Origin of the sequence: Sphingopyxis sp. FD7, from assembly GCF_003609835.1 — a bacterium.
In the GTDB taxonomy this organism is placed as follows: Bacteria; Pseudomonadota; Alphaproteobacteria; order Sphingomonadales; family Sphingomonadaceae; genus Sphingopyxis.
On sequence record NZ_AP017898.1, the window covers coordinates 1,778,613 to 1,803,794 of the forward strand.

The window sequence follows — 25,182 nt, forward strand, 5'->3', positions numbered from 1 at the left end:
AGGCCGCCATTTGCAGACCGCCAGAGCTGAATGGCGATTGGTCCTAGGCGGCCGCAGAACGCGCCAGATGACCGGCACGCGCGCCGAAAGCCGCGACGATGGCGAGCGCGCGTTTGAAATGGCCGCCAAGGCGGAGCTCCTCGGTCAATCCCATCGCGCCGTGAATCTGCACCGCACTTTCGCCGACGACCCGCACCGCATCGGCGACTTCGATGCACGCCGCGCTGACTGCCGCCGCGCGGTCGGCGTGCGCCCGGTCGACGGCAAGAATGGCCTCCTCCGTCAGCGCCGCCGCCTTCATCATCGCCAGCTGCATGTCGGCGGCGCGGTGGCGCAACGCCTGAAAATGCCCGATGGGTGCCCCGAACTGCCGCCGCTGGCTCATATAGTCGATGCTGTCGGCGATCATCCGCTGCATCAGCCCGACGGCCTCGGCGCAACGCGCCGCGAGGATCAGATCGGTCGTCAGGTCGGCCGCGCACGCCGCGGCGTCGCCCGACGCGAGCAACTCCGCATCATTGGGTTGCAGCGCCACCGTCAAATCGGCAGTCACGCTGCCGTCGTGCATGATACGATGGCGCTGTTCGACCTTGTCATGGTCGGCGGCGATGAGCATCAGCGCGTCGGGATCGGCAAGCAGCAGCAAATCGGCTTCGGCCGCGCCCGCGACGAGCGCCGCGCCGCCGCGCACCGCGCCCGCGTCACAGACCGGCATCGACGCGGCCGACGCGGCACAGATCGTCGCGATCCGGCGCTCGCCGCTCGCAAGGCCGGGCAAGGCCCGGTGCGTCGGCGCGACGGCGCCGAGGATCATCGTCGCGGCGACGTGCGAAAGCCAGTCGGCGCCCGCCAGCGCCGGCCCGAGTTCGGCGATCACCAGCGCGATGTCGATCGCACCGCCGCCGAAGCCGCCGGCGGCCTCTGGCACGGCGAGACCGGCAAGCCCGAGCGCATCGGACAACTCGCGCCAGCCGGGCTGCGCATGGTCGGCCAGAAAGCGTTGCACGCTTTCGAGCAGCACCCGCTGCTCGTCGCTGAGCGGAAGGTCCAGCGTGGCCATGTCAGAATATGGCCGCGTCGGTTGCGGGCGCGCGGATGATGCTATCGGTCATTGTGTCTCCCGCCCCGCTTGTGCCGCGGTCCGTGGCGCGGGTCTAGCTGACGCGCGTGTCAGGTCGCACAGGCCCCCTCGCCGCCATATACTTAGTAATAAAACTATTGCATGGGGCACCATGCGCAAAGCGGGACGAATCGGGACAGCGGCGCCGCGAGGCGCAGAGGAGACGGGGCGGTGAATCCGATCTGGCTTCCTGCATCGCTGCTCGGCGGCTTGTTTCAGGCATGGCGCACCGCGCTCCAGCAACGCCTGCGCGCCGAGCTCAGCGTCAGCGGCGCAGGGCTGGTTCGCTATCTCTACGGCGTGCCCTTCGCATTTTTTCTGGCGGCGATCTGGCTCGCGATGCAGGGCGATGCGGCGCCAGCCCTTGACAAGGCCTTTGCGGGCTTCGCCGTCGCCGGGGCGATCACGCAGATGGCGGGCACGATCCTGCTCATCATGGCATTCGGACACCGCGGCTTTATCGTCGGTACGGCCTTTTCCAAGACCGAGGCGGTACAGGCAGCGCTGGTAACGGCATTTTTTCTCGGCGAACGACTGCCCCTGCTCGCCTGGTTCGGCATCGTCGCCGGGGTCGCGGGGGTGCTCATGCTCGCGCTGGCCGGGCGCGGCGTTTCGGCGGGCGAGGTCTGCCGCGCTCTGGGCCAGCCCGCCGCGCTCTGCGGCCTCGCTGCGGGGGCGATGTTCGCCCTCGCGGCGATAGCGGTCAAACTCGCGACCGCCGAGCTGGAGGGCGTCGACCTCATCGGGTCGGCGCTGATCACGCTCGTCGCCGTGATGGCGATCCAGACGAGCTTGCACCTGCTCTGGGTTGCCATGCGCGACCGCGCGACGCTCGCCGCCGTGTTTCGGACCTGGCGCAATTCGAGCCAGGTCGGCTTGCTTTCGGCGCTTGGTTCGGCCTGCTGGTATGTGGGTTTTGCCGCCGCACCCGCGGCGCTGGTTCGCGTCGTCGGCCAGGTCGAGGTTGTCTTCACCGTCGGCTTTGCGCATTTCTACCTGCGCGAGCCGGTACGCTGGCACGAGATTGCGGGGCTGCTCCTCGTCGTCGGCGGCGTGGTGATGGCGCTGATCGCGACGCTTTAGGGCCGATCGACATTCAGAAGCTGGCGAGTCGAAAATGGTGGTTTTCCGTGATCCGGAGCGCAGCGCGCTTTTTTTGCACGTGAGCAGCGGAAGCGCGGAAGGCCCCCATTTGAGACCGCCAGAGCTGAATGTCGATCGGCCCTAGGGAAAAGCGGGCGCCCGGCTGACCATCGCGGGCAATGGCCGATTCATCACGCCCGTCAGCCACCCGGCCGCGTCCACGGCCCGCGGCAAATCGAGTCCCGTACCGAACCCGCTGTTTTCGAGCATATAGACGACATCTTCGGTCGCGACATTGCCCGCCGCGCCGGGGGCAAAGGGGCAGCCGCCGAGTCCGCCGAGCGACGCATCGACCGTCGCGACGCCTTCCTGCACCGCCGCCCAGACATTCGCGATGCCCGTGCCGCGCGTGTTGTGGAAATGCACGCGCACCGGAACGCCGCCGATCGCTTCGCGGACGCGGCCGACCACCTCGGCGACCTGCGCGGGTACGCCAACCCCGATCGTGTCGGCGAGCGCGATTTCGCGCGGGGCCGCGTCGGCGGCGCGCTTCGCCATCTCGACGACGCGGCCGATCGCCACCCGGCCCTCAATGGGACAGCCGAAGGCGGTTGCAATGGTGATCTGGCCGCTGCGGCCGGCCTTCTTTGCCAGCGCGACGATCTCCATCGCGGCGGCGAGCGATTCGTCGGAGCTTTGCCCCTGATTGCGGATGCCGAAGCTGTCGCTCGTCACGCACACGGCGCCGAGTTCATCTATGCGCCCGGTGGCGACCGCACGTTCGGCGCCGCGACGGTTGAGGACGAGGCCGATAAAGGTCACATCCTCGCGATCGGGCAGCATCGCGACAAGCTCTTCCGCATCGGCGAGTTGCGGCACCTTCTTCGGATTGACGAAGCTCGTCACTTCGATGCGGCGCACGCCATAATCGATCGCGCGCCGGATCAGCGCGAGCTTGTCGGCGGTCGCGACGGTCGCCGCTTCATTCTGCAGCCCGTCACGCGGGCCGACCTCGACGATTTCCACGGCATGATTTCTCAACATCCTGGCCTCGGTCCCATGCGAGTCATTTAGCAGGTTGAAAATTACATAGCATTCTAAGTATAAGATGACCATGGGTGTTATGGGCCGACCCTATCAGAGCCGGCCGCGAAAGGAACGATATGGGCGAGACGGGCAGCGGGGGCGCGCTGGAAGGCATCAGGGTGGTCGAGATGGGGCAGCTCATCGCCGGTCCCTTCTGTGGCCAGTTGCTCGGTGACATGGGCGCCGAGATCGTCAAGCTCGAACCACCCGTGACGGGCGACCAGATGCGCCACTGGGGCCAGGGCGACAAGCCCAGCTGGTGGAGAGTCATCGCGCGCAACAAATTTTCGGTCGCGTGCGACCTGCGGACCGAAGACGGTCAGGCGCTTGCCCGCGACCTGATCGCGAGGGCCGACATCCTCATCGAGAACTTCCGCCCCGGCACGCTCGAAAAATGGAACCTCGATCCTTTGGAACTCCGCAAGACCAACCCCGGACTCATCGTCGTGCGCGTGTCGGGCTATGGTCAGACCGGACCCTATTCGGCCCGCGCGGGCTTCGGCGGGATCGGCGAGGCGATGGGCGGCTGGCGCGGCATCGTCGGCTATCCCGACCGGCCCCCTGCCCGCATGGGCGTGTCGATCGGCGATACGCTCGCCGCGACCTATGGATGCCTGGGCGCGCTCGCCGCGCTCCATCACCGCAGCAAGACCGGCGAGGGGCAGATCGTCGATTCGGCGCTCTATGAAGCGGTGTTGCAGGTGATGGAGTCGACCGTGTCGGACTATTCGGCCAGCGGCACCAAGCGGCGCCGCACCGGATCGACGCTGCCCGGCATCGCACCGTCGAACGTCTATCCCTGCAAGGATGGCGAATATCTGATCGGCGCCAACCAGGACGCGGTTTTTGCGCGGCTTTCCGCGGCGATGGGACGGCCCGAGCTTGCGAGCGACGCACGCTATGCCACGCACCGCGCCCGCGGAGCACGGCAGGAAGAGCTCGACGCACTGATCGGCGAATGGACGCGCACGCTGACCATCGCCGAGCTTGAAGCGAAGATGGTCGAAGCCGCCGTGCCCGCCGGCCGTGTGTTCGACGCCGAAGACATGCTCGCCGATCCGCATTTCGCCGCGCGCGAGGCGCTGGTGACAGTCGCCGACGACGAGTTTGGCGAGATCACCATGCAGGGCGTTTTCCCGAAACTGTCGGCGACGCCGGGCGGGGTGCGCCGCCCTGCTCCGCTGGGTGTCGGACAGGATAGCGCCGATGTGCTCAAACGCTGGCTGGGGCGCGAGACCTGAAGCAGTGGGACCAGCGCGCCGCGCGTCCGGTCTGGCCGACGGCGACCCCCCATCGCGATCGCTACCCCGAACAAGCGGCGTCAGTTCACAATATCTCGTGGATCACATGACGGACGCCGGACTCGGTTCGCTCGCCGACCCCGACCGCGAGCATACCGTTGAGCCAGCCATATTTCGCGTTCGCGGTTTCGAAGACCGGCGCGATTCGCAAATAGTAGCGCGAGGGGGGCGCGTCCGACACGGCCGGGTCGGCAAAGGTGGCGCGTACATCGTCGGGAATGAGGCTGCGGCCGGTATAGCTCACATAGATGAGCGCGCCGTCGTCGGTCTGCCACACCGCGCGCGCGTCGAAGGTGCCGACCGAGGCGCTTTCTCCCAGCCGTCCGCTGCGCGACCAGTTGCCACCGCCCGGCAGGACCATCCCGCTGAGTTGCGGACCGAAAAAGCGCCCGCCGCTGATGTAGCCGAGGCGCTGCTCGCCGAATGGCGAAGCCCCGATCCCGATGATCCCGCCGCCCACCTCGAACTCGGCGGTGCACAGATACCGGCTTGCCAGCGCGCTCGGCGCCGCCGTGCGATTTTCCGTCGTCATGCCACGAATCCCCTTCCTGCCTATGGACAAGCATAAAACAATTAGTATACTAAGGGTCAATCAGATTGACGGAACGGAATCATGTCCGGAACCGGCAGCAACAGCTTCTATGGGAGGGTGAACATGAAAGCTCGCAACAAGTTTCTGCTATCCGGCGCGGCACCGCTCGCGATGCTCCTGAGCGCCGCACCGGCGGTGGCGCAGGACAGTTTCGATCCGTCCGGCACCGACGAAGCCGGGGCCGCCAATGACGAAATCATCGTAACGGCGCGTTTCCGTGACGAATCGTTGCAGGACGTGCCGCAGGCGATTTCGGCCTTTGGCGAGCAGACGCTGACCAAGATTGCCGCGCGCGACATCACCGATCTGGCGCCGTCGACACCCAATATCAGCATCCAGCCGGTTGCGACCTTCTCCAACTCGGCGGCGATCTTCATTCGCGGCCTCGGCGCACAAGGGATCGAATCGACCGAGGAGAGCCCGGTGGGCGTGTCGATCGACGGCGTCTATATCACGCGCCCGGTGGCGACGATGCTCGACACCTTCGACCTCGATCGGATCGAAGTCCTGCGCGGTCCCCAGGGAACCTCGTTCGGCAAGAACTCGCTTGCGGGTGGTATCGCGGCCTATAGCAAGAACCCCGGTCGCGACTGGGGCGTGCAGGCCGAAGTGACCGTCGGCAACTACGGCCGGATGGACGCGCGCGCGGCGCTCGACATGCCGCTTGTCGAGGATCGGCTGGGCGTCCGGCTGGTGCTCAACAAGGAAACCTATGACGGCTATTTCACCAACCGGCTGAACGGCAAGAAGGTCGGCGGGCAGGACCGGCTGACGCTGCGTGGCACCGTGGTGTTCACGCCGACCGAGACGCTGGACGTCAACCTCAAGGCCTTTCTCGTCCGCGACCGGTCGAGCGCGCCCGGCGGCGACGCCGCGCCCAACCGCAACCAGCTGCTCTGGCAGGTCTTCCGCTTCGAGGAGCCCGACGACGGCGCCTATACGATCGGCCGCGACTTCCCCGCCGACCATGACACCGACCAGCTCGGCCTGATCGGCAATATCGGGTTCGACATGGGATCGTGGCAGGCGAAGTCGATCACCGGCTATATCGAAACCGACGATTTCAACGACAGCGACTTCGACCAGTCGGAGGTCTTTTTCTTTCCAACCTTTCGCCTGCAATCGCACCGCCAGTTCAGTCAGGAGCTGCGCCTGCAATCCGATTTCTCCGACCGCGAAGACGCCTTGGCGCGCCTCAGCCTGGTGTTCGGCGGCTATTATCTGAAACAGAGCTTCGAACTCACCCAGGCCTTCCCGACGCTTCCCGTCCTGCTTGCGCCCACCCTGCGCTTCGGCAGCCAGGATTTCGTGACCCAGGACAATAGCGCCAAGGCGCTGTTCGGGCAGGCCATCTATGGCGTGACCGACCGGCTGAACCTGACCTTCGGCGTGCGGCAAAGCTGGGAATCGAAAGATTATTTCCGCGACCCGACCGGCACGCTGCTCTCGCCCGCCTTCTTCAACACGCGCGCGACGGTCAGGTCGCTCGCCGAAATGGAAGAGATCGCCAATGCCAATTTTGCGGTCGGTCGGGCGTTCAAGCTCGGTTATGACCGCAATCGCATGACCTTCAAGGCGGGCGTCGATTATCGTCTGACCGACGACGTCATGGTCTATGCGGGTTTCAGCCAGGGTTACAAGGGCGGCGGTTTCGGCGCGCGATCGGCAACCACGACCACGGCGGGGCCGACGCGCGACAATACCGCCAACCTTTATGAAGCGGGATTCAAGGGCGACTTTTTCGACAATCTTCTTCGCCTCAACCTCACCGGCTTTGTGACGAAGTTCAAACAACTGGAGTTCGGCGTTTTCTTCCCCAATCCCAACGTCGCGTCGGGGCAGGAAACGGCGCAGCTCAACATCGGGTCGGCGACCACGAAAGGGCTCGAACTCGAAGCCACGCTGAAACCTTCGCAGGTCTTCCGTCTTTCGGCGAACATCGGCTATCTCGATGCAAAATACACCGATTTCTGCGCGGATATCGACGGTCCCTCCGCCTTCGCAACGCCGCCGACATCGACCTGCGGCAACGTCACGCTGCTGCCCAACGGCACCTATCTCGTCGACCGCGATCTCACGGGACTGAAGCTCGTGCGCGCGCCCCGATGGCAGACCCAGTTTTCGGCCGAATATGACGTCCCCCTTGGCAGCGCGGGCCGTTTGAGTTTCCGCGCGGCGATGCTGTATCGCAGCACCTATTATTCGAGCGTCGCGAACGATCTGGCCGGAAAGACGGGCGATTTCACGCTGGTCGACGGTTCGGTGGGCTGGGAAAGCGCCGACGGGCGGTTTCGGGCGATGGTCTGGGGCAAGAATCTGACCGACAAGACCTATGTGGCCGCGCTGACGCCGACCGCGCAATTCTTTACCCAGCGCTTCTACAACGCGCCGCGCACCTTCGGCCTGACGCTGGGGGCCAGCTTCTGACCATGGGCCAATGGCGTTCGCGGCCCGAACCCGTCAGGGGATCGGCGCCGCGCGCCGCCTTGCGTGCCTGACGGGCGCCGCAATCTGGGGAGTGTGATGACCGAGGCCACCGCCGTTTCCTCCGGCGCCGCAGCGTCCGACAGCGGCCTTGCGCTGCGTCGCAACGTCGCGCTGGTGATGCTGTTCATCGTCGGCACGATCAATTTCGTCGATCGCCAGCTTCTGTCGGTGCTCGTCGAACCGATCCGTGCCGAGATGAACTTCAGCGACACGCAGTTCGGCCTGCTGACCGGCCTCGCCTTCGCGCTTTTCTATGCCGCGATGGGCGTGCCGGTCGCGATGATCGCCGACCGCTGGAACCGCATCCGGCTGATCGGCATCGCCTGCGTGGTGTGGAGCGGTTTCACCGCCGCGTGCGGGCTGGTATCGACCTTCTGGCAATTGGCGCTGATGCGGTTCGGCGTCGGCGCGGGCGAAGCCGGTGGCACGGCGCCGTCGCTTTCGGTGCTCGCCGACTATTATCCGCCCGCGCAGCGCCCGCTCGCGATCGGCCTCTTCACCTGCAACGGCCCGTTCGGCGTGTTCGTCGGCGCCGCATTCGGTGCCTGGGCGGCCGCCAATATCGGCTGGCGAAACGCCTTTGTCGTGATTGGCATCGTCGGCATCCTGATCGCCCCCCTGCTCATCTGGCTGGTTCGCGAGCCCGCGCGCGGCGCCATGGACACGCACAAGCCCGCCGATAAAGCGCTGCCGTTCGGCCAGAGCCTCGCAATGTTCGTTCGCCGCCCCTCGCTGCGCATGGTGATGATCGGCAGCGGGCTTGCCGCCTTCGTCAGCTACGGGATGCTCAACTGGATCCCCGCCTTTCTGATGCGCACGCAAAAGATGCCGCTGGAGGCCATGGCGACCTGGTTCGCGCCGGCGGCGGGCATCACCTTCGGCATTGGCATTCTTGGCGGCGGCTGGCTCGTCAGCCATCGCGCCAAACGCTCCGCGCGCGCCTATGGCACGATTCCCGCCTGCGCGACGGCGGTGCTCGTCCCGACCTTCATCGCCGCGCTGCTCGTCGACACCTGGCAGGCGTCGCTCGCGCTGATGCTGATCCCGATGGCGGCATGCACCGCCTATATTGCCCCGGCGCTCGCGCTTGTGCAGAATCTGACCCCACCGCGCAGCCGCGCGACGGCCGCCGCGTTGCTGATGCTGATGTTCAACATCGTCGGCCTTGGCCTCGGCCCGCTTTTCGCTGGTATGGTCAGCGATGTGCTGAGGCCCCAGTTCGGCGACGCGAGCCTGCGCTGGGCTCTGATGGCGCTGATGCCCTTTGCCGCCGCGGCAGGCATCGCGCAGTTCGCGATGACGCGTCACCTCGACAATGATTTTGCCGAATAGACGGCGGGAGGAGTCCATGATCGACCTCGACGACATCCGCAGCCTGGCGACGCGCTTTTTCGACGCGATCGAGGCGGGCGACATCGACACGATGCGCGACAGCTTCACGCCCGATGCCGAAATCTGGCACAATAGCGACGAGTTGATCGTCACCCGTGATCAGACCGCCGCCACGTTGACCGGCATGGTCGCGCGAATCAGGGATCGCGAATATGCCGACCGCCGCCTCACCGTCTTTCCCGGCGGGTTTGTTCAGCAGCATGTGCTGAAGGGCGTCCGCGTCCACGACGGCGTTCCCGTCCGCCTGCCCTGCGCGATCATCTGCAAGGTCGAGAATGGCCGAATCACGCGGCTCGACGAGTATTTCGACAGCGCGCACGTCGCCGAGTTCCGCAAGTTCGCCGATGCTTGACCTTGCCACTCGTCATTGCGAGCGAAGCAGGCCGAAGGCGGCCGCAGGCCCACCAGTCCAGGGCGGTTTGCTCTGCTCTGGATTGTCGCGCCGCCCTCGACTCCTCGCGATGACGGGGATTTGATTTCCCAGGATTTTTCAGGAGTATCCCATGCCCGTTCTCCGTCAGGTTCCCCGTTCAGAAGTCACCGACGACACCGTGCTCGCCTATTACAACCGCCTGTTCGGCGATCGCGACCCTGTCGCCGAACCGGGCACGGCGACCGGTACGCCGGGCGATTGGTGGACGGTTTACGCGCTCGCCCCCGACATCTTCAAACATGCGGTCGACGGCTTTGCCGTCTATCGCCACCCGGCGCGCAAGATCGACCCCGTGCTGCGCGAACTCGGCCAGACGCGCGCCGGCTGGGTCAAGGGCAGCCAGTTCGTTTTTTCGCAGCATTGCAAGTCGCTCCGCGGACTCGGCGTCAGCGAAGAGAAGATCGCGGCGATCGCGCACTGGCAAGTCGCCGACTGCTACGACGAACAGGAACGCGCCGTGCTCGCCTATGCCGATTGTTTGAGCCAGGCGGGCGGGCGCGTGCCGCTGGCGGTGTTCGACAAGCTCAAGACCTTCTGGGACGATGAGCAGATTTTCGAGTTCACCTACATCACCTGCCTTTACGACATGCACGCGGTCATCACCCGCGCGCTGCGCATGGAATATGATGCACGCGAAGATCCGATCGTCGAGATTGCAGCACCCGAAGGCTTCAATGCCGCCGACTTCCTGAGCGCGCCGCGCCCGGCGACGGATTGAACGCCGACGGAACGCCAGCGTATATCGTCAATTAAATTGACGATTAAGGTCGACACTGGTACAAGACTCACGCTCGACTGGCACGAGTGGATGAAAAGCCGCCCCAGCGTCACCGCAAACCGAATGATCAAGGAGATGGATGATGGCTGCAACGAACAGCGAATTCGAGTTCTGCGGGGTCAACCACCTCGCGCTCGTGTGCAAGGATATGGCGAAAACGGTCGCCTTTTATCGCGACATCCTGGGCATGCCGCTGACCAAGACGATCGACCTGCCCGGCGGGCGCGGCCAGCATTTCTTTTTCGACATGGGCAATGGCGACAGCCTCGCCTTTTTCTGGTTCCCCGACGCGCCCGAAGCCGCGCCCGGCATTTCGGCCCCCGCGGCACTGCCGACGAAGGGCAGCTTCGTCTCGGCGCACGGGTCGATGAACCATATCGCGATCAATGTCCCCGCCGAACGCTTCGATGAATATTATCAGCGGCTGGTCGACAAGGGCGTCGAGGTCACCAGGATCCTCAACCACGACAATTCGCCGACGCAGTCGTCCGACGAGATGAACGACGATGTCTTTGTGCGGTCGGTCTATTTCTTCGATCCCGATGGCGTGTGTCTGGAGTTTGCCGCCTGGACCAAGACCTTCGACGACCGTGACGTTGCGCACGATCCGATGCAGGCCGACGGAACGAAGGCCGCAGGCATGGTTACCGGCCGCGCCGCGGTGCCCGCCGAATAAGGTTCCGATCCGCTGGATCTCCGCTTGCGGAACTCCTCCTCGACCCGGCCATCGGCCGGGTTCCTTTTATCCAAGTACCCAACTGCGCCGGGGATAGCCCTGAGCCCAGAGCAAGGCGGTCAGGTCGTGATGCCGGATCACCGCCGCCGACGCCGCGGCGGCGGCTGGATGCGGATGATAGCCGATGCCGAGCCCGGCTGCGGTTATCATCGGAATATCGTTTGCGCCGTCGCCAACCGCCAGCGTCTCGGCGAGCGGCAGGCCGTGCGCCGCGGCCTCGGCCTTCAGCGTCGCGAGCTTCGCCTTGCTGTCGACGATCGGTTCGAGCACCTTGCCGGTGAGCTTGCCGCCCGCGACCTCCAGCTCGTTGGCGACCACCTTGTCGAAGCCAACGGCTTCGCCCACCGGCCCGGCAAAGGGCATGAAGCCGCCCGACACCAGCACCGAGAATGCGCCATGCGCCTTCATCGTCTGCACCAGCGTCCGCGCGCCGCGCGTCAGTTTCACGCGCTCCATGCGGCATTCGACCAGCGCCGCCTCATCCATGCCCGCGAGCAGGCGGACGCGCTCCTCCAGCGCGGCGCGAAAATCAAGCTCGCCGTTCATCGCGCGCGCGGTAATCGCCGCAATCTGCGGTTTCAGCCCGGCATAATCGGCCAGCTCGTCAATGCACTCGACGGTGATCATCGTCGAATCCATGTCGGCGACGATCAGCTTCTTGGTGCGATCGCCCAGCGGCTGAACGACGATGTCGAGGACTCCATGGTCCATCAGCGCCAGCTCCCTGCGCGCGCTGACCAGGCTGCCGTGAAAGACGATGTCAGCGGCATCACCGACATCCAGCCAGTGCGGCGCGCCGACATCGTGCCCCGTTGCGTCGAGCCGGTCGATCGCCTCGCGAACCACCTCGTCGGTCAGCTTTCCGGCTGCTATCAGGGTCGCGACGAACATGGCATCTCCTTCTTTCTCGACCGCCAGCGCGCGGCTGCCCGTAGCACTTATCGCCGGACCCACCGCCAGCGGCAAGAGCGCTTTGGCGGTCGCGCTTGCGAAAAGGCTTGCCGAAGGCGGCCGCGGCGCGGTTGTGGTCAATGCCGATGCGAGCCAGATTTATGCCGATTTGCACATTCTGTCGGCACGTCCATCCGTCGAGGAGATGGGCGGTGTCCCGCATCGGCTGTTCGGCCATGTCGACGGCGCCGAAGCTTACAATGCCGCCCGCTGGGCCGCCGAAGCGCGCGACGCGATTGCCGACGCGCATGCAGGCGGCAACATTCCTATCCTGGTCGGCGGGACCGGCCTGTATCTTCGCACCCTGCTCGACGGTATCGCCCCCGTGCCCGTCATCGCGCCCGAGGTCCGAGACGCGGTGCGCGCCCTGCCCGTGGCCGAAGCCCATGCGGCGCTGGCCGTCGCCGATCCCGATGCGGCCGCGCGCCTGAACCCTGCCGACGCCACCCGCGTCGCGCGCGCGCTCGAAGTCGTGCGTTCGACCGGGCGCACGCTGGCCAGTTGGCAGCAGGCGCGCGAAGGAGGCATTGCCGACCATGTCGCCCTCGCCCCGATGGTCCTGTTGCCGCCGCGCGACTGGTTACGGCAACGCTGCGATGCGCGGCTTGGTCAGATGTTCGCGGGCGGCGCCATCGAAGAGGTCGAAGCCCTGCTGACCCGCGACCTCCACCCCGATCTTCCCGTCATGCGCGCGATCGGTGTCCCGCAGATCGCGGCCTTCCTCGATGGCACAGCGAGCCGCGACGAGGCGCTGGCGGCCGCGCAGGCGGCGACGCGCCAATATGCCAAACGCCAGGTCACCTGGTTCCGCCATCAGCCCCCGGCGAGCTGGCCACGCTCGACAGAGTCATTAAACAACGAGAAGCTCGATGATATAGTAATAAAATTACGTGATGCTGTGTTGACAAGATAGAATCATGCAACTATTGCCCGCAACCCTGTTGCAGCGCACAAGCGCTGCGTTTTTGTGTGGAAAGGTGTTTCGTCGTGACGGAAATGAGCGGTGCCGACATGGTGGTTCAGGCGCTGGTCGACCTTGGCGTCGATACGGTGTTCGGCTATCCGGGCGGCGCGGTGCTTCCGATCTATGACGCGCTCTACAAGCACCCGACGATCAAGCATATTCTCGTCCGCCATGAACAGGCCGCGACCCACGCGGCGGAGGGCTATGCGCGCTCGACCGGCAAGCCGGGTGTCGTGCTCGTCACCTCGGGCCCCGGCGCGACCAACGCCGTCACCGGCATCACCGACGCTTTGCTCGATTCGATCCCGATGGTCGTGCTCACCGGCCAGGTGCCAACGACGCTGATCGGCACCGACGCCTTTCAGGAGTGCGACACGGTCGGAATCACGCGTCACTGCACCAAGCATAATTATCTCGTCATGGACCCCGACCGCCTGGGGCCGATCCTGCACGAGGCGTTTCACATTGCGACGCACGGCCGCCCCGGCCCGGTGGTGATCGACATTCCGAAGAATGTGCAGGTCGCGACCGGCACCTACAGCGTGCCCGAGTTCATCCAGCACAACAGCTATCGTCCGCAGGTCGAACCCGACGCCGACGCCATCGCACAGGCGATCGACATGATCGCCGCGGCCGAGCGGCCGATCTTCTACACCGGCGGCGGCGTCATCAATGCGGGCCCCGACGCGAGTGCTGCCTTGCGCCAGCTCGTGTCGCTGACCGGCGCGCCGATCACCTCGACCTTGATGGGACTCGGCGCCTTTCCCGCCGATGATCCCAAATGGCTCGGCATGCTCGGCATGCACGGCACGTACGAGGCCAATATGGCGATGAACCGCGCCGACCTGATCATCGCGGTCGGCGCGCGCTTCGACGACCGCGTGACCGGCCGTCTCGACGCTTTTTCGCCCGATTCAAGGAAGATTCACATCGACATCGACCGTAGCTCGATCAACAAGATCGTCCCCGTCGATCTCGCGATCGTCGGCGACGCGGGCCGCGCGCTCGACGCGCTGATCGCGGCGTGGCACGACAAGGGGCACAGGGCGCGCGACCTCGGCGAATGGTGGCGCCGCGTCGATGGCTGGCGCGCGACGCGCTGCCTGGATTTCCCCGAAAAGACGGAAACCGACGCCGACATCATGCCGCAGCGTGCGGTCAAGGCGCTGTTCGACGCGACGCGCGGGATGGACCCGATCATCACCACCGAGGTCGGTCAGCACCAGATGTGGGCGGCGCAGCATTTCGGATTCTTCGCGCCGAACCGCTGGCTGACGTCGGGCGGGCTCGGCACGATGGGCTATGGCTTCCCTGCCGCGGTCGGCGCGCAGATCGCCAACCCGGACCGCCTCGTCATCTGCATCGCGGGCGAAGCCTCGCTCCAGATGAACATTCAGGAAATGGGCACGGTCAGCCAGTACCGGCTGCCGGTGAAGATCTTCATCCTCAACAATGAATGGATGGGGATGGTCCGCCAGTGGCAGGAACTCACTTACGAGAGCCGCTATTCGAACAGCTATTCGGACAGCCTGCCCGATTTTGTGAAACTCGCCGATGCCTATGGCTGGACGGGCCTCAGGATCGACACGCTGGGCCAGCTCGAGGAGGGCATCGCAAAGATGATCGAAACCCCCGGCCCGGTGATCGTCGACTGCCGTGTCGCCAAGCTGGCCAACTGTTTCCCGATGATCCCGTCGGGCGCCGCCCACACCGACATGATCCTTCAGCCGAACGACATCACCGGCACGATGGACGACGAAGCGAAAGCGCTGGTGTGACGATGGAAGCCGACATGATCCTCCCCCATCGGGGGAGGGGGACCATGCGAAGCATGGTGGAGGGGCACGCGGTGTCAAGCGCGGCGGATGCGGGCCTGTACCCCTCCACCAGCTTCGCTGGTCCCCCTCCCCGTGCCAGGGAGGATCAATGAAAATCAAAACCGAAGCCGGCGAGCGCCATGTGCTCGCGATAACCGTCGACAATGAAGCGGGGGTGCTCGCCAAGATCACCGGCCTGTTCACCGCGCGCGGCTATAATATCGAAAGCCTGACCGTGGCCGACATCAGTTCGGACCATGCGCTGAGTCGCATCACGATCGTCACCAACGGCCCGCCGCCGATCATCGACCAGATCATCGCGCAGCTCGACCGGCTGGTCCCCGTCCACAAGGTCGTCGACCTGACCGACGCGGGCGAAACGCATGTCGAGCGCGAGATCGCGCTGGTGAAGGTCGCGGGGACCGGCGACAAAAGGATCGAGGCGCTGCGCATGGCCGACGTCTTCCGCGCCAAGGTCGTCGATACGACGCTGACGAGCTTCATTTTCGAGATCACCGGGACGAGCGACAAGGTCGACCGCTTCATCGCCTTGATGCGCGAGTGCGGGCTGGTCGAGGTCGGCCGCACCGGCGTCGTCGCCATCGCCCGCGGGCCGGAGGCGCTCTAGGGTTTACGTTTAGGGTCTCAACGATCGTCACCCCGGACTTGATCCGGGGTCCCGCTCAGCAACGGTGAGAAGCGGGACCCCGGATCAAGTCCGGGGTGACGAAAGAGGAATAGGGAAGAATGACATGCAGGTTTATTACGATCGCGACGCCGACCAGGATCTGATCAAGGGCAAGAAGGTCGCCGTCGTCGGCTATGGCAGCCAGGGCCACGCCCACGCGCAGAATATGCGCGACAGCGGCGTCAGTGAAATCGTGATCGCGCTTCGTCCCGGTTCGCCCACTGCCAAAAAGGCCGAAGCCGCGGGCTTCACGGTCATGTCGAACAAGGAGGCCGCCGCGTGGGCCGACGTCATCATGATCGCGGCGCCCGACGAGCATCAGGCGAAAATCTATGCCGACGACATCGGCCCGAACATGAAGCCCGGCGCCGCGCTCGCCTTTGCCCACGGTCTCAACATCCACTTCGGCCTGATCGAAGCCCGCCCCGACATCGACGTCTTCATGGTCGCGCCCAAAGGCCCCGGCCATACGGTGCGCAGCGAATATCAGAAGGGCGGCGGCGTCCCCTGCCTGATCGCGGTCGCGCAGGAAGCACAGGGGCCGGGCGCGTCGGGCAACGGCTATGCCAAGGCGCTCGCCCTCTCCTACGCGAGCGCCGTCGGCGGCGGCCGCAGCGGCATCATCGAAACCACCTTCAAGGAAGAGTGCGAAACCGATCTGTTCGGCGAACAGGCGGTGCTTTGCGGCGGTATCACCCACCTCATCCAGGCGGGTTTCGAAACGCTCGTCGAGGCGGGCTATGCCCCCGAAATGGCCTATTTCGAATGCCTCCACGAAACCAAGCTGATTGTCGACCTTCTCTATGAAGGCGGGATCGCCAACATGCGCTATTCGATCTCGAACACCGCCGAATATGGCGACATCAAGACCGGCCCGCGCATCATCACCGACGAAACGAAGAAGGAAATGAAGCGCGTCCTCGCCGACATCCAGTCGGGCCGCTTCGTCAAGGATTTCGTCCTCGACAATCAGGCCGGCCAGCCCGAGCTGAAAGCGAGCCGCAAGGCCGCCGCCGCGCACCCGATCGAACAGACGGGCGCCAAGCTGCGCGCGATGATGCCGTGGATCGCCAAGAATCAGCTGGTGGACAAATCGAAGAATTGATAGCCGAATCTTGACTTTCGTCATCCCGGCGAAGGCCGGGATCCCGCCGTTGCGCTTTACGCGATGGTGAGATCCCGGCCTTCGCCGGGATGACGTGTTTGAGGATAGAATGCCCAACTCTCCCTTCGACACCCACCGCCGCGATCTCGCCGCCCTGTCGGCCCAAAGCCGCCGCCGCGCCCTCGCGCCGCGCACCGGCCGCGATTTCGCATCGAACGACTATCTGGGCCTCGCCAGCTCGGACGCGCTGCGCGCCGCGCTTGCCGCGGGCATCGAACGCGGCCTCCCCGTCGGCTCGGGCGGCTCGCGGCTGCTCCGCGGCAACCACGAAGAGCATGAAGCGCTCGAAGCGCACGCCGCGCGTCATTACGACAGCGAGGCGGCGCTGTTTTTCGCGACCGGATTCGCCGCCAATGCCGCGCTTTTCGCAACCTTGCCCCAGCGCGGCGACCTTGTCGTCCACGACGAACTGATCCATGCCAGCGCGCACGACGGGATGAAGCTCGGCCGCGCCGGGCATGTCGCCGCCGCGCACAATGACGCGCAGGCGTTCGAGGACATCATCGTCCGCTGGCGCGCGGGCGGCGGCGCCGGAACGCCGTGGATCGCGGTCGAAAGCCTCTACTCGATGGACGGCGACCGCGCGCCGCTCACGGACCTCGCCACCATCGCCGACCGTCACGACGCTATCCTCATTGTCGATGAAGCCCATGCAACGGGCGTCTTCGGTCCCGCCGGCGCGGGCCTGTCGCACGTTCTTGCACGCCGCGACAACCTCATCACGCTGCACACCTGCGGCAAGGCGCTGGGCGTCGAAGGCGCGCTGCTCTGCGCGCCCGCAATCGTTCGCGATTTCCTTCTAAACCGCGGCCGCCCTTTCATCTTTTCGACTGCACCGTCGCCGCTGACGGCGTGGCTGGTCCGACAGGCGATCGAGACGGTCGCAACCGAGCCCGAGCGTCAGGCACGCCTCCACGCCCGCGTCCGCCATGCCGCCGAACGCCTCGTCCCGCTGGGCATCCCGGCGAGCGGCACGCAGATCCTGCCGGTGATCCTTGGCGACAATGACCGCACGATGCGCATCGCGGACCAGCTTCAGCGTGCAGGCTTCGACATTCGCGGCATCCGTCCACCCACCGTCGCCCAAGGCACCGCGCGCCTCCGCATCGCAATCACGCTTAACGTCGATGAAGCCGATATCGACGATTTGGCCGACGCCCTCGCCGCCGCGATGGCCGTCGCATGATGCGCTTCGTCGTCACCGGCACCGACACGGGTATCGGAAAAACCATCTTCTCCGCCGCTTTGGCGCAAGCGACCTGCGCGTCCTACTGGAAGCCGATCCAATCGGGGCTTGACGAGGAAACCGATAGCGCGACCGTCGCACGCCTTGCGGACGTCCCCGTCCTGCCCGAAGCCTACCGCCTCGTCACCCCCGCCTCGCCGCATCTCGCCGCCGAACTTGACGGCGTCGAGATCGACGTCGCAACCCTCGTCCCGCCGCCCGGCGACCTCATCATAGAGGGGGCCGGCGGCGCGCTCGTGCCCGTCACGCGTGCGACCCTGTACGCCGACCTTTTTGCACGCTGGCAAATCCCGGTGATCGTTTGTGCGCGGACCAGTCTCGGCACGATCAATCATAGCCTGCTGACGATCGAGGCGCTCCGGTCGCGCGGCGCGCCTATCCACGGGCTCGCCTTCCTCGGCGACGCAGTGGAGGACAGCGAGGCGATCATCGCGGAAATCAGCGGCGTCCCCCGCCTGGGACGCCTGCCGATCATCGATCCGCTGAACAGCGACATGCTGGGGGAGGCGTTCAAAGCGAATTTCGACCTCTCCGACTTCCGCTAGTCTGCGTCATCCCCGCGAAAGCCGGGTTCCCGCTTCGCGGGAATGACGATGGGGTATAGGAGCACACGATGACCGCAAACCAATCCCCCGTCTGGCACCCCTTCACCCAGCACGGTCTCGGCGAGCCGATCCCGCTGATTTGCAACGCAAAAGACGCGAAACTCTACGACGCCGACGGCAACAGCTGGATCGACGCCATCTCCAGCTGGTGGGTCACCACCCACGGCCATGCGAACCCGCGCATCATGGCGGCGATCCGCGACCAGTCGGAGAAGCTCGACCAGATCATCTTTGCGGGCTGGACGCACGAGCCCGCCGAAACGCTCGCCGCCGAACTGGTCCGCATCACTCCCGAGCCGCTCACGCGCGTCTTCTTCTCGGATTCGGGTTCGACGAGCGTCGAGGTCGCGCTCAAGATGGCGCTTGGATACTGGTTCAACATCGGCGAGGCCCGAAGTCGCATCCTCGTGCTCGAACACAGCTATCACGGCGATACGATCGGAACGATGTCGGTCGGCGAGCGCGGCGTCTATAATCGCGCCTGGCAGCCGCTGCTCTTCGACGTCGACACCATCCCCTTTCCGCACGAAGCCATGGAACAGGCCACACTCGACGCGCTCGAAGCCGCCTGCGCCGCCAAACCGGCCGCCTTCATCGTCGAGCCCCTGATCCTCGGCGCGGGCGGGATGCTGATCTATCCCGCATGGGTGCTCGCCGAGATGCGCGCCATCTGCGCGCGCCACGGCGTCCTTTTCATCGCCGACGAGGTGATGACCGGCTGGGGCCGTACCGGCACGCGCTTCGCCTGCGACCAGGCGGGGGTGATCCCCGACATTATTTGCCTGTCAAAAGGCCTGACGGGCGGTGCGATCCCGCTCGCGGTGACGCTGTGCATCGAGCCGATATTCGACGCCCATTTTTCAAAGGACCGCGGCAAGACCTTTTATCATTCGTCGAGCTACACCGCGAACCCGATCGCCTGTGCCGCCGCGAAGGCGAACCTTGAAATCTGGCGGGACGAGCCGGTGTTGCAGCGGGTCGACGCTCTCGCCGAGGCACAGGCCGCGCATCTGGCGCTGCTTTCGCAGCATCCGCGCGTCGCCAACCCTCGCCGGATCGGCACGATCGCCGCGCTCGACGTGACGGCGCCCGATTCGGGCTATCTTTCAAGCCTCGCGCCCCGGCTCGCGGCCTTTTTCCGCACGCGCGGCATTCTCCTCCGCCCGCTCGGCAACAGCGTCTATGTGATGCCACCCTATTGCACCGATGCGACGGAACTGGGGAAGGTGTGGGAGGCGATCGCGGCCTCGCTCGACGAACTCTGACCGGACGCCTGCTCAGCCTAGGTTCAGCGTCGTCCCGCTATCGCGCACCCAAATGGCGCCAAAGGCGGATTGCGCTGGACCATCGGGCGTGTCCGCTGATACGGAGCGTCCGGACTTTCTCGAATAGGGTAAAGATGACCAGATTTTCGACCATGACCGGCCTGATTGCGCTGGCCGCCGCGGCGGTGACTCCGGGGTTTGCGCAGACGGTGGCCGACGACGACGTGCCCGCGACGAGCCTGAACATTCCGGGCAATGTTCAGCTTTACGGTGACAACAAGCCCAATGTCTATCGCCCCTCGGCGACGGTGAATGGCGAGATCATCACCGCGACCGACATCGAACAGCGGATGGCGTTGATCCGCATCGCCAACAACAATGTCGAGCTGCCGCCCGAAGAGGAACAGCGCCTGCGCAATCAGGTGTTCAGCAACCTGATCGACGAAAAACTGCAGATTCAGGAAGCGCGCGCCGCCGACATCACGATCGACGAGAATATCGTCAACGACCAGTTCGCCCGCCTGGCGGCACGCTTCAAACAGACGCCCGAGCAATTTTCGGCCTATCTGGCGTCCAAGGGTTCGTCAGCGGCTGCCGTGAAGCAGCAGATCCGCGGCGAGTTTGCATGGGACCGCCTGCTGTCGCGCAACATCCAGTCGACGACCAACGTGTCGACCGAAGAAGTCGACCTGATCGTCAAGCAGATGGAAGCGGCCAAGGGCCAGGACGAGTTTCACCTCGGCGAAATCTATCTGTCGGCGACCCCCGACAATATCGCCGCGGTCACCGAAAATGCGCGCAAAATCATTCAGGCGCTCCAGGCCGGGGGCAGCTTTGCCGCCTATGCCCGCCAGTTTTCGGAGGCATCGACCGCGGTGGTCGGTGGCGATCTCGGTTGGGTGAAGGCGGCGCAGCTTCCGGCTTCGATGGCTGAAGCGGCGTCACAGATGCAGCCCGGCCAGCTTGTCGGCCCGATCGAGGTGCCCGGCGGCATTTCGATCATGCTGCTGATCGACCGGCGGCAGGTACTGACCGCCGACCCGCGCGACGCCGTGCTCAGCCTCAAGCAGATTTCGCTCGACTTTCCCGAAGGCACGACGCCCGAAAAAGCGTCCGAACTCGCTGGCCGGTTCGCAAGCGCCACGCGCACGATTGCCGGCTGCGGCGCGGCCGACACGGTGGCGCAGCAGCTGGGAGCCTCTGTGGTGTCGCGCGACAATATCGCGATGCGCGCGCTTCCCGCGCCGTTGCAGGCGACGCTCGTCGACCTCCAGGTCGGCCAGACGACGCAGCCCTTCGGCGCCGCGAACGAGGGCATCAGCGTGCTCGTGCTGTGCGGGCGCGACATGCCCGAAACGGCAACCGCGCCGAACGTCGAGCAGATCGAGCAGAAGCTGCTGGAAGAAAAGGTCAACAAGCGCGCCCAGCGCTATTTGCGCGACCTGCGCCGCGACGCGGTGATCGAATATAGCTGATGCAGGCCCATGACACTCGGCGCCCGATCGCGGTCACCATGGGCGACCCGGCGGGCGTCGGCCCCGAAGTCACCGCCCGCGCCTGGGCCGCGCGACGCGAGCATGATCTGCCGCCCTTCGTCGCTATCGGCGACATCGCCGCGATCGAAGCCGTCTGGGAGGGGCCGGTCGCGCGCGTTGGCGACATGGCCGAAGTCGGCCGCACCTTTGCCACGGCGCTGCCCGTCTGGCACCTCGAGGACAGCGGGCCACTGACCCCCGGATCGCCGACGGCGGCGGGGGCGACCTGTGCGCTGCACGCGCTCGAAACGGGCATCGGGCTTACGCGCAACCAGGCGAGCGCCGCGCTCGTCACCGGATCGGTGTCGAAACATGCGCTGCACGGCATCGGCTATACGCACCCCGGCCAGACCGAGTTCATCGCCGAACGCTGCGGCGTCACCGCGACCAACGCGGTGATGATGCTGGCCGGGCCGTCGCTGCGCGTCGTGCCGCTGACCGTGCATATCCCGCTCGCCGAGGTGCCCGAGCGGCTGACGAGCGACCTCATCGTCGCCAAGGCGCGGATCGTCGCGCGCGGGCTGCGCCGCGATTTCGGCATCGCGGCGCCACGGATCGCGCTCGCGGGCATGAACCCCCATGCCGGGGAGAGCGGGCAATTGGGCGAAGAGGAGATTCGCGTCATGCAGCCCGCCGTCGCGCAGCTTGCGGACGAAGGCCTGATTGTCGATGGCCCGGTTGCCGCCGACGCGCTCTTCGCGCCGGGCATCCGCAACCGCTATGACGCGCTGCTCTGCGCCTATCACGACCAGGCGCTCGCGCCGTTCAAGGCGCTGCATTTCCATGACGGCGTCAATCTGACGCTGGGGCTGCCGATCATCCGCACGTCGCCCGACCATGGCACGGCGTTCAATATCGCGGGCACCGGCCGCGCCGATCCCGGCCCGACGATCGCCGCGATCGCGATGGCCGCGCGCATGGCCGCGGCGCGCGAGCGCAACTGCGCCCCGGCAAAGTGACGGTGCTGCCCCAGATGCCGCTGCCGCCGCTGCGCGAGACGGTGCGCACCCACGGCCTGTCGGCGAGCAAGGCGCTGGGGCAGAACTTCCTGTTCGATGAGCAATTGCTCGATCGCATTGCGGCCATCCCCGGCGACCTTCATGGCGCGACAGTGTTCGAGGTCGGCCCCGGCCCCGGCGGCCTGACGCGCGCGCTGCTCCGTGCGGGAGCCAAGGTCATCGCGGTCGAGCGCGACGACCGCTGCCTGCCCCTGCTCGCCGAGCTGGCGGACGCGTTTCCGGGGCAACTCGACGTGATCGCCGACGACGCGATGGCGGTCGATGTCGACACCCTGACCGGCGGCGAAGCTTATCATATCGTCGCCAACCTGCCCTATAATGTCGGCACGGCGCTGTTCACGCGCTGGCTGGAGCCCGCGGCGTGGCCGCCGCGCTGGCTGTCACTGACGCTGATGTTTCAGCAGGAGGTCGCCGAACGCATCGTGGCACCGGTGGGCACGAACGCCTATGGTCGGCTCGCCGTCCTCGCGCAGTGGCGCGCGAATGCGAAGATCGCGATGAAAGTGCATCGTTCGGCCTTCACCCCGCCGCCCAAGGTCATGTCGGCGATCGTCCATGTGACGCCCGCCGAACAGCCCGAAGGCATCGACTCGCGCCTCCTGTCGCGCCTCACCGAAAAAGGCTTTGGCCAGCGCCGCAAGATGCTGCGGCAGAGCCTGAAGGGCGTCGACGGTGCCGTCGCCGCCGCCGAGGCGCTCGGAATCGACCCGACACGCCGCGCCGAAACGGTGAGCGTCGGCGAGTGGGTGGCATTGACGCGCGCGCTGGGTCGCTGACGGAAATCGCTTTTGCCTTGTAACGACCGGAGTGTCTGCTTTGGGGTGGTTAGCGGACATTGAGGGGTTGCGCTGGTCTCCCCTCCCGCAAGCGGGAGGGGCAGCGAGACTTACGAACTTTGTTCGTTAGTCGCAGCGGGGTGGGCCATTGCCACGCTGCTGCCCACCCCCGACCCCTCCCGCAAGCGGGAGGGGAGAGAATGGCAGCTTCCGGCCGCTAGCCGCCATTCCCGATTGTACCCGGATAAAAGCGCGCCCTTCGCCGGGGCGGCGATCAATTCTGACCGCTGGCGGGCTTTACCGTAGCGACCACCGGCTTCGGCACCAGCGCTTCGGCGGCAACGACGCGCTTCGATGCGTTCGACGCGATCGTCTTTTCCAGCGCCGCGACCTGCGGGCATTGGCCCTTGCACACCCGCGTCGCCTCGGCCAGTTTTTCACGCGCCAGTTCGAGCGCGCCCTTGTCGGCGAGCGCCTCGCCCTGGCCGGTCAGCGCGACAACATCATTGGGTTCGAGCACCAGCGCTTCGCGATACAGGCCGATCGCTTTTCCCGGCAGGCCCTGCGCGCGCGCGACCTGCGCCAGCGCGATGATCGCCGAACGGTTGCGCGGGTCCGCGGCGAGCGCCGATTCATAATAGTCGATGGCAAGATTCAGATCGCCGGCTTGCTGCGCCTGCTCCCCTTCATGCTGGAGCGCGATCGAGCGCGGGAGAATATCCTTGTCGGCGCGTTGTGCATCGGAGGCGGTCGGCAGGCTGGCCAGAACAAGACCGGCGCCAAGGGCCAGCAAAGTGATGCGCATCGCTCTCTCCCATCGATTGAATGCAGACGATGCTAACATGGCGATGTCAGCCGTGCGAGAAAAAATCCGTCGCATCCATCCTGCGCCGGAGTCAGCAGGAAACCCGCGCCCGCCGCGCGTCCGATGCCGCCGGGAAGATAATCGGCGTCGGCCGTCCAGCCGGGATGCCGGTTCAGAAACTCATCCACCTGTGCCCGCCCCTCGCGCGCGATGATCGAGCAGACAGCATAAAGAAGTTTGCCGCCGGGCGCCACCAGATCGGCGCCAAGGTCGATCAGCTTCGCCTGATCGGCAAGATGGCGTTCGAGCCGCGCCGGGGTGAGCCGCCAGCGCAGTTCGGGGCTGCGCCGCCAGGTGCCGCTGCCCGAACAGGGCGCGTCGACGAACACACGGTCGGCGCGTCCGCGCCGGTCGGCGAGCATCGTTTCTTCCTGCCCCGGATTGAGCAGCCGCGTCTCGATCCGCGTCGCCCCCGCCCGCTCGGCGCGCGGCGGCAATTGTTGCAGGCGCGCGCGATTGGTGTCGCAGGCCAGAATATCGGCGGCGTCGCCGGTGAGCGACGCGATGGCGAGCGTCTTGCCGCCGCCACCGGCGCAAAGGTCGACAATCGCCTGTCCCGGCGCGACATCCAGCGCGGCAGACGCATATTGGCTTGCGGCGTCCTGCACCTCGAATGCGCCCTCGGTGTAGGCGGGGTGCTGAACCGCCGCGGTTTCGGGCGGCAGGCGCCAGCCGTCGGGGGCGCCGGGGATCGGCGCGCCTTCGGGAAAGAGCGTTGCCATATCGTCGCGCGATGCCCTCAGCCGGTTGGCGCGAAGGTCGAGCGGCGCGCGGGCAAGCATTGCGCCCCGCTCGGCTTCGCCGACGAGCGGGTCGAACAGGTCGATCAGCGCCTCGGCGGCAACGCCGGTCCGGGCGCGTGGCTCATCGGCGGCGACGGGAGCGGGACCATAAGTCGAACCGTCGAATAGCGCAGCAAGGTCGGGCTGCGCCTCGGCAAGCGCGAGCATCGCGGCGCGTCCCGATGCGGGGGCCGAGCGCACGGCGCGGATCGCGTCATAGACCAGCGCGCGGATCGCGCGGCGGTCCTTCGACCCCGCAAAGCGGCGCGCGCGCATCGCTTCGGCAAAAATCGCATCGGCGGGCGCCCCGCCCTCGCGCGCGGCGGCGGCGATCAGATCGAGGATTTCGATGGCGGTCTGAAGGCGGGCGGCGGGGGTCATAATTCACAATTCCTCGTCATTGCGAGCGAAGCGAAGCAATCTCCAGCCAGAACCCTTGCGCGACGATCGCTGGAGATTGCTTCGTCGCTTCGCTCCTCGCAATGACGAAAGCTGT

Annotated in this window: 23 protein-coding genes; 17 read left to right on the plus strand and 6 right to left on the minus strand. The window is 66.0% G+C overall.

Translation table 11 applies throughout. The features are described from left to right. Positions 1-43: 43 nt before the first annotated feature. A complete protein-coding gene (locus SPYCA_RS08345) occupies positions 44-1,060 on the minus strand; it encodes an acyl-CoA dehydrogenase family protein (protein WP_120219764.1) in 1,017 nt (338 codons plus the stop codon). Positions 1,061-1,291: 231 nt separating this feature from the next. Here SPYCA_RS08345 and SPYCA_RS08350 point away from each other — a divergent pair, with 231 nt between their 5' ends. Further along, the gene (locus tag SPYCA_RS08350) at positions 1,292-2,203 is read left to right on the plus strand and encodes an EamA family transporter (protein ID WP_232003604.1); all 912 of its coding nucleotides are present in this window, start codon (positions 1,292-1,294) and stop codon (positions 2,201-2,203) included. A 141-nt stretch (positions 2,204-2,344) separates the two neighbouring features. Here the strand turns inward: SPYCA_RS08350 and SPYCA_RS08355 are convergent, their stop codons facing one another. Continuing rightward, positions 2,345-3,247, minus strand: a complete 903-nt coding sequence (locus tag SPYCA_RS08355; RefSeq protein ID WP_120219766.1) for a hydroxymethylglutaryl-CoA lyase — start codon at positions 3,245-3,247, stop codon at positions 2,345-2,347. 119 nt (positions 3,248-3,366) lie between these two features. Between SPYCA_RS08355 and SPYCA_RS08360 the strand changes: the two genes are divergently transcribed. Beyond that, on the plus strand, positions 3,367-4,530 hold the full coding sequence (locus SPYCA_RS08360; protein ID WP_120219767.1) for a CaiB/BaiF CoA transferase family protein: 1,164 nt from the start codon (positions 3,367-3,369) through the stop codon (positions 4,528-4,530). Between the two features lie 85 nt (positions 4,531-4,615). On the opposite strand, the gene SPYCA_RS08365 is transcribed toward SPYCA_RS08360, so the two are convergent. Then, complete coding sequence (locus tag SPYCA_RS08365; RefSeq protein WP_120219768.1) at positions 4,616-5,122, minus strand: DUF3237 domain-containing protein; 507 nt, start codon at positions 5,120-5,122, stop codon at positions 4,616-4,618. Positions 5,123-5,245: 123 nt separating this feature from the next. Between SPYCA_RS08365 and SPYCA_RS08370 the strand changes: the two genes are divergently transcribed. The 5 genes from SPYCA_RS08370 (at position 5,246) to SPYCA_RS08390 (ending at position 10,948) form a co-directional block, all read left to right on the plus strand. Continuing rightward, positions 5,246-7,609, plus strand: coding sequence for a TonB-dependent receptor (locus SPYCA_RS08370; RefSeq protein ID WP_172595015.1), 2,364 nt, complete (start codon positions 5,246-5,248; stop codon positions 7,607-7,609). 96 nt (positions 7,610-7,705) lie between these two features. Then, a complete protein-coding gene (locus SPYCA_RS08375) occupies positions 7,706-9,001 on the plus strand; it encodes a spinster family MFS transporter (protein ID WP_120219770.1) in 1,296 nt (431 codons plus the stop codon). Between the two features lie 16 nt (positions 9,002-9,017). Beyond that, a complete protein-coding gene (locus SPYCA_RS08380; protein ID WP_172595016.1) occupies positions 9,018-9,413 on the plus strand; it encodes a nuclear transport factor 2 family protein in 396 nt (131 codons plus the stop codon). A gap of 151 nt (positions 9,414-9,564) precedes the next feature. Further along, positions 9,565-10,212, plus strand: coding sequence for a carboxymuconolactone decarboxylase family protein (locus tag SPYCA_RS08385; protein ID WP_120219772.1), 648 nt, complete (start codon positions 9,565-9,567; stop codon positions 10,210-10,212). Between the two features lie 142 nt (positions 10,213-10,354). Further along, positions 10,355-10,948 carry a VOC family protein gene (locus SPYCA_RS08390; protein WP_232003605.1) on the plus strand — a complete coding sequence of 198 codons (594 nt, stop codon included), beginning with the start codon at positions 10,355-10,357 and terminating at the stop codon, positions 10,946-10,948. Positions 10,949-11,014: 66 nt separating this feature from the next. On the opposite strand, the gene serB is transcribed toward SPYCA_RS08390, so the two are convergent. After that, a complete protein-coding gene (gene serB / locus SPYCA_RS08395; protein WP_120219774.1) occupies positions 11,015-11,899 on the minus strand; it encodes a phosphoserine phosphatase SerB in 885 nt (294 codons plus the stop codon). Between serB and miaA the strand changes: the two genes are divergently transcribed. The 10 genes from miaA to rsmA all read left to right on the plus strand — a co-directional run bounded on the left by miaA (position 11,898) and on the right by rsmA (position 23,039). After that, positions 11,898-12,872, plus strand: a complete 975-nt coding sequence (gene miaA / locus SPYCA_RS08400; protein ID WP_120219775.1) for a tRNA (adenosine(37)-N6)-dimethylallyltransferase MiaA — start codon at positions 11,898-11,900, stop codon at positions 12,870-12,872. The genes serB and miaA overlap by 2 nt on opposite strands. 74 nt (positions 12,873-12,946) lie before the next feature. Continuing rightward, complete coding sequence (gene ilvB / locus SPYCA_RS08405) at positions 12,947-14,701, plus strand: biosynthetic-type acetolactate synthase large subunit (RefSeq protein ID WP_172595017.1); 1,755 nt, start codon at positions 12,947-12,949, stop codon at positions 14,699-14,701. A gap of 148 nt (positions 14,702-14,849) precedes the next feature. After that, a complete protein-coding gene (gene ilvN, locus SPYCA_RS08410; RefSeq protein ID WP_011541764.1) occupies positions 14,850-15,368 on the plus strand; it encodes an acetolactate synthase small subunit in 519 nt (172 codons plus the stop codon). Between the two features lie 124 nt (positions 15,369-15,492). After that, a complete protein-coding gene (ilvC, locus tag SPYCA_RS08415) occupies positions 15,493-16,533 on the plus strand; it encodes a ketol-acid reductoisomerase (RefSeq protein WP_120219777.1) in 1,041 nt (346 codons plus the stop codon). A 109-nt stretch (positions 16,534-16,642) separates the two neighbouring features. Beyond that, entirely contained in the window at positions 16,643-17,779 is a 1,137-nt protein-coding gene (locus tag SPYCA_RS08420; protein WP_120219778.1) for an 8-amino-7-oxononanoate synthase, read from the plus strand. Next, positions 17,776-18,384, plus strand: a complete 609-nt coding sequence (gene bioD, locus SPYCA_RS08425; RefSeq protein WP_120219779.1) for a dethiobiotin synthase — start codon at positions 17,776-17,778, stop codon at positions 18,382-18,384. Before SPYCA_RS08420 ends, bioD begins: the two co-directional genes overlap by 4 nt. 68 nt (positions 18,385-18,452) lie before the next feature. Beyond that, positions 18,453-19,709 (plus strand): adenosylmethionine--8-amino-7-oxononanoate transaminase, encoded by a 1,257-nt coding sequence (locus tag SPYCA_RS08430; RefSeq protein WP_120219780.1) that lies wholly within the window; start codon positions 18,453-18,455, stop codon positions 19,707-19,709. Positions 19,710-19,843: 134 nt separating this feature from the next. Further along, a complete protein-coding gene (locus SPYCA_RS08435; RefSeq protein WP_120219781.1) occupies positions 19,844-21,184 on the plus strand; it encodes a peptidylprolyl isomerase in 1,341 nt (446 codons plus the stop codon). Further along, a complete protein-coding gene (pdxA, locus tag SPYCA_RS08440) occupies positions 21,184-22,203 on the plus strand; it encodes a 4-hydroxythreonine-4-phosphate dehydrogenase PdxA (RefSeq protein ID WP_120219782.1) in 1,020 nt (339 codons plus the stop codon). Before SPYCA_RS08435 ends, pdxA begins: the two co-directional genes overlap by 1 nt. Before the next feature lie 14 nt (positions 22,204-22,217). Continuing rightward, the gene (gene rsmA / locus SPYCA_RS08445; protein ID WP_120222224.1) at positions 22,218-23,039 is read left to right on the plus strand and encodes a 16S rRNA (adenine(1518)-N(6)/adenine(1519)-N(6))-dimethyltransferase RsmA; all 822 of its coding nucleotides are present in this window, start codon (positions 22,218-22,220) and stop codon (positions 23,037-23,039) included. A gap of 274 nt (positions 23,040-23,313) precedes the next feature. On the opposite strand, the gene SPYCA_RS08450 is transcribed toward rsmA, so the two are convergent. After that, positions 23,314-23,844, minus strand: a complete 531-nt coding sequence (locus SPYCA_RS08450) for a tetratricopeptide repeat protein (RefSeq protein WP_120219783.1) — start codon at positions 23,842-23,844, stop codon at positions 23,314-23,316. A gap of 32 nt (positions 23,845-23,876) precedes the next feature. Beyond that, a complete protein-coding gene (locus SPYCA_RS08455; protein WP_120219784.1) occupies positions 23,877-25,067 on the minus strand; it encodes an RsmB/NOP family class I SAM-dependent RNA methyltransferase in 1,191 nt (396 codons plus the stop codon). Between the last annotated feature and the right edge of the window lie 115 nt (positions 25,068-25,182).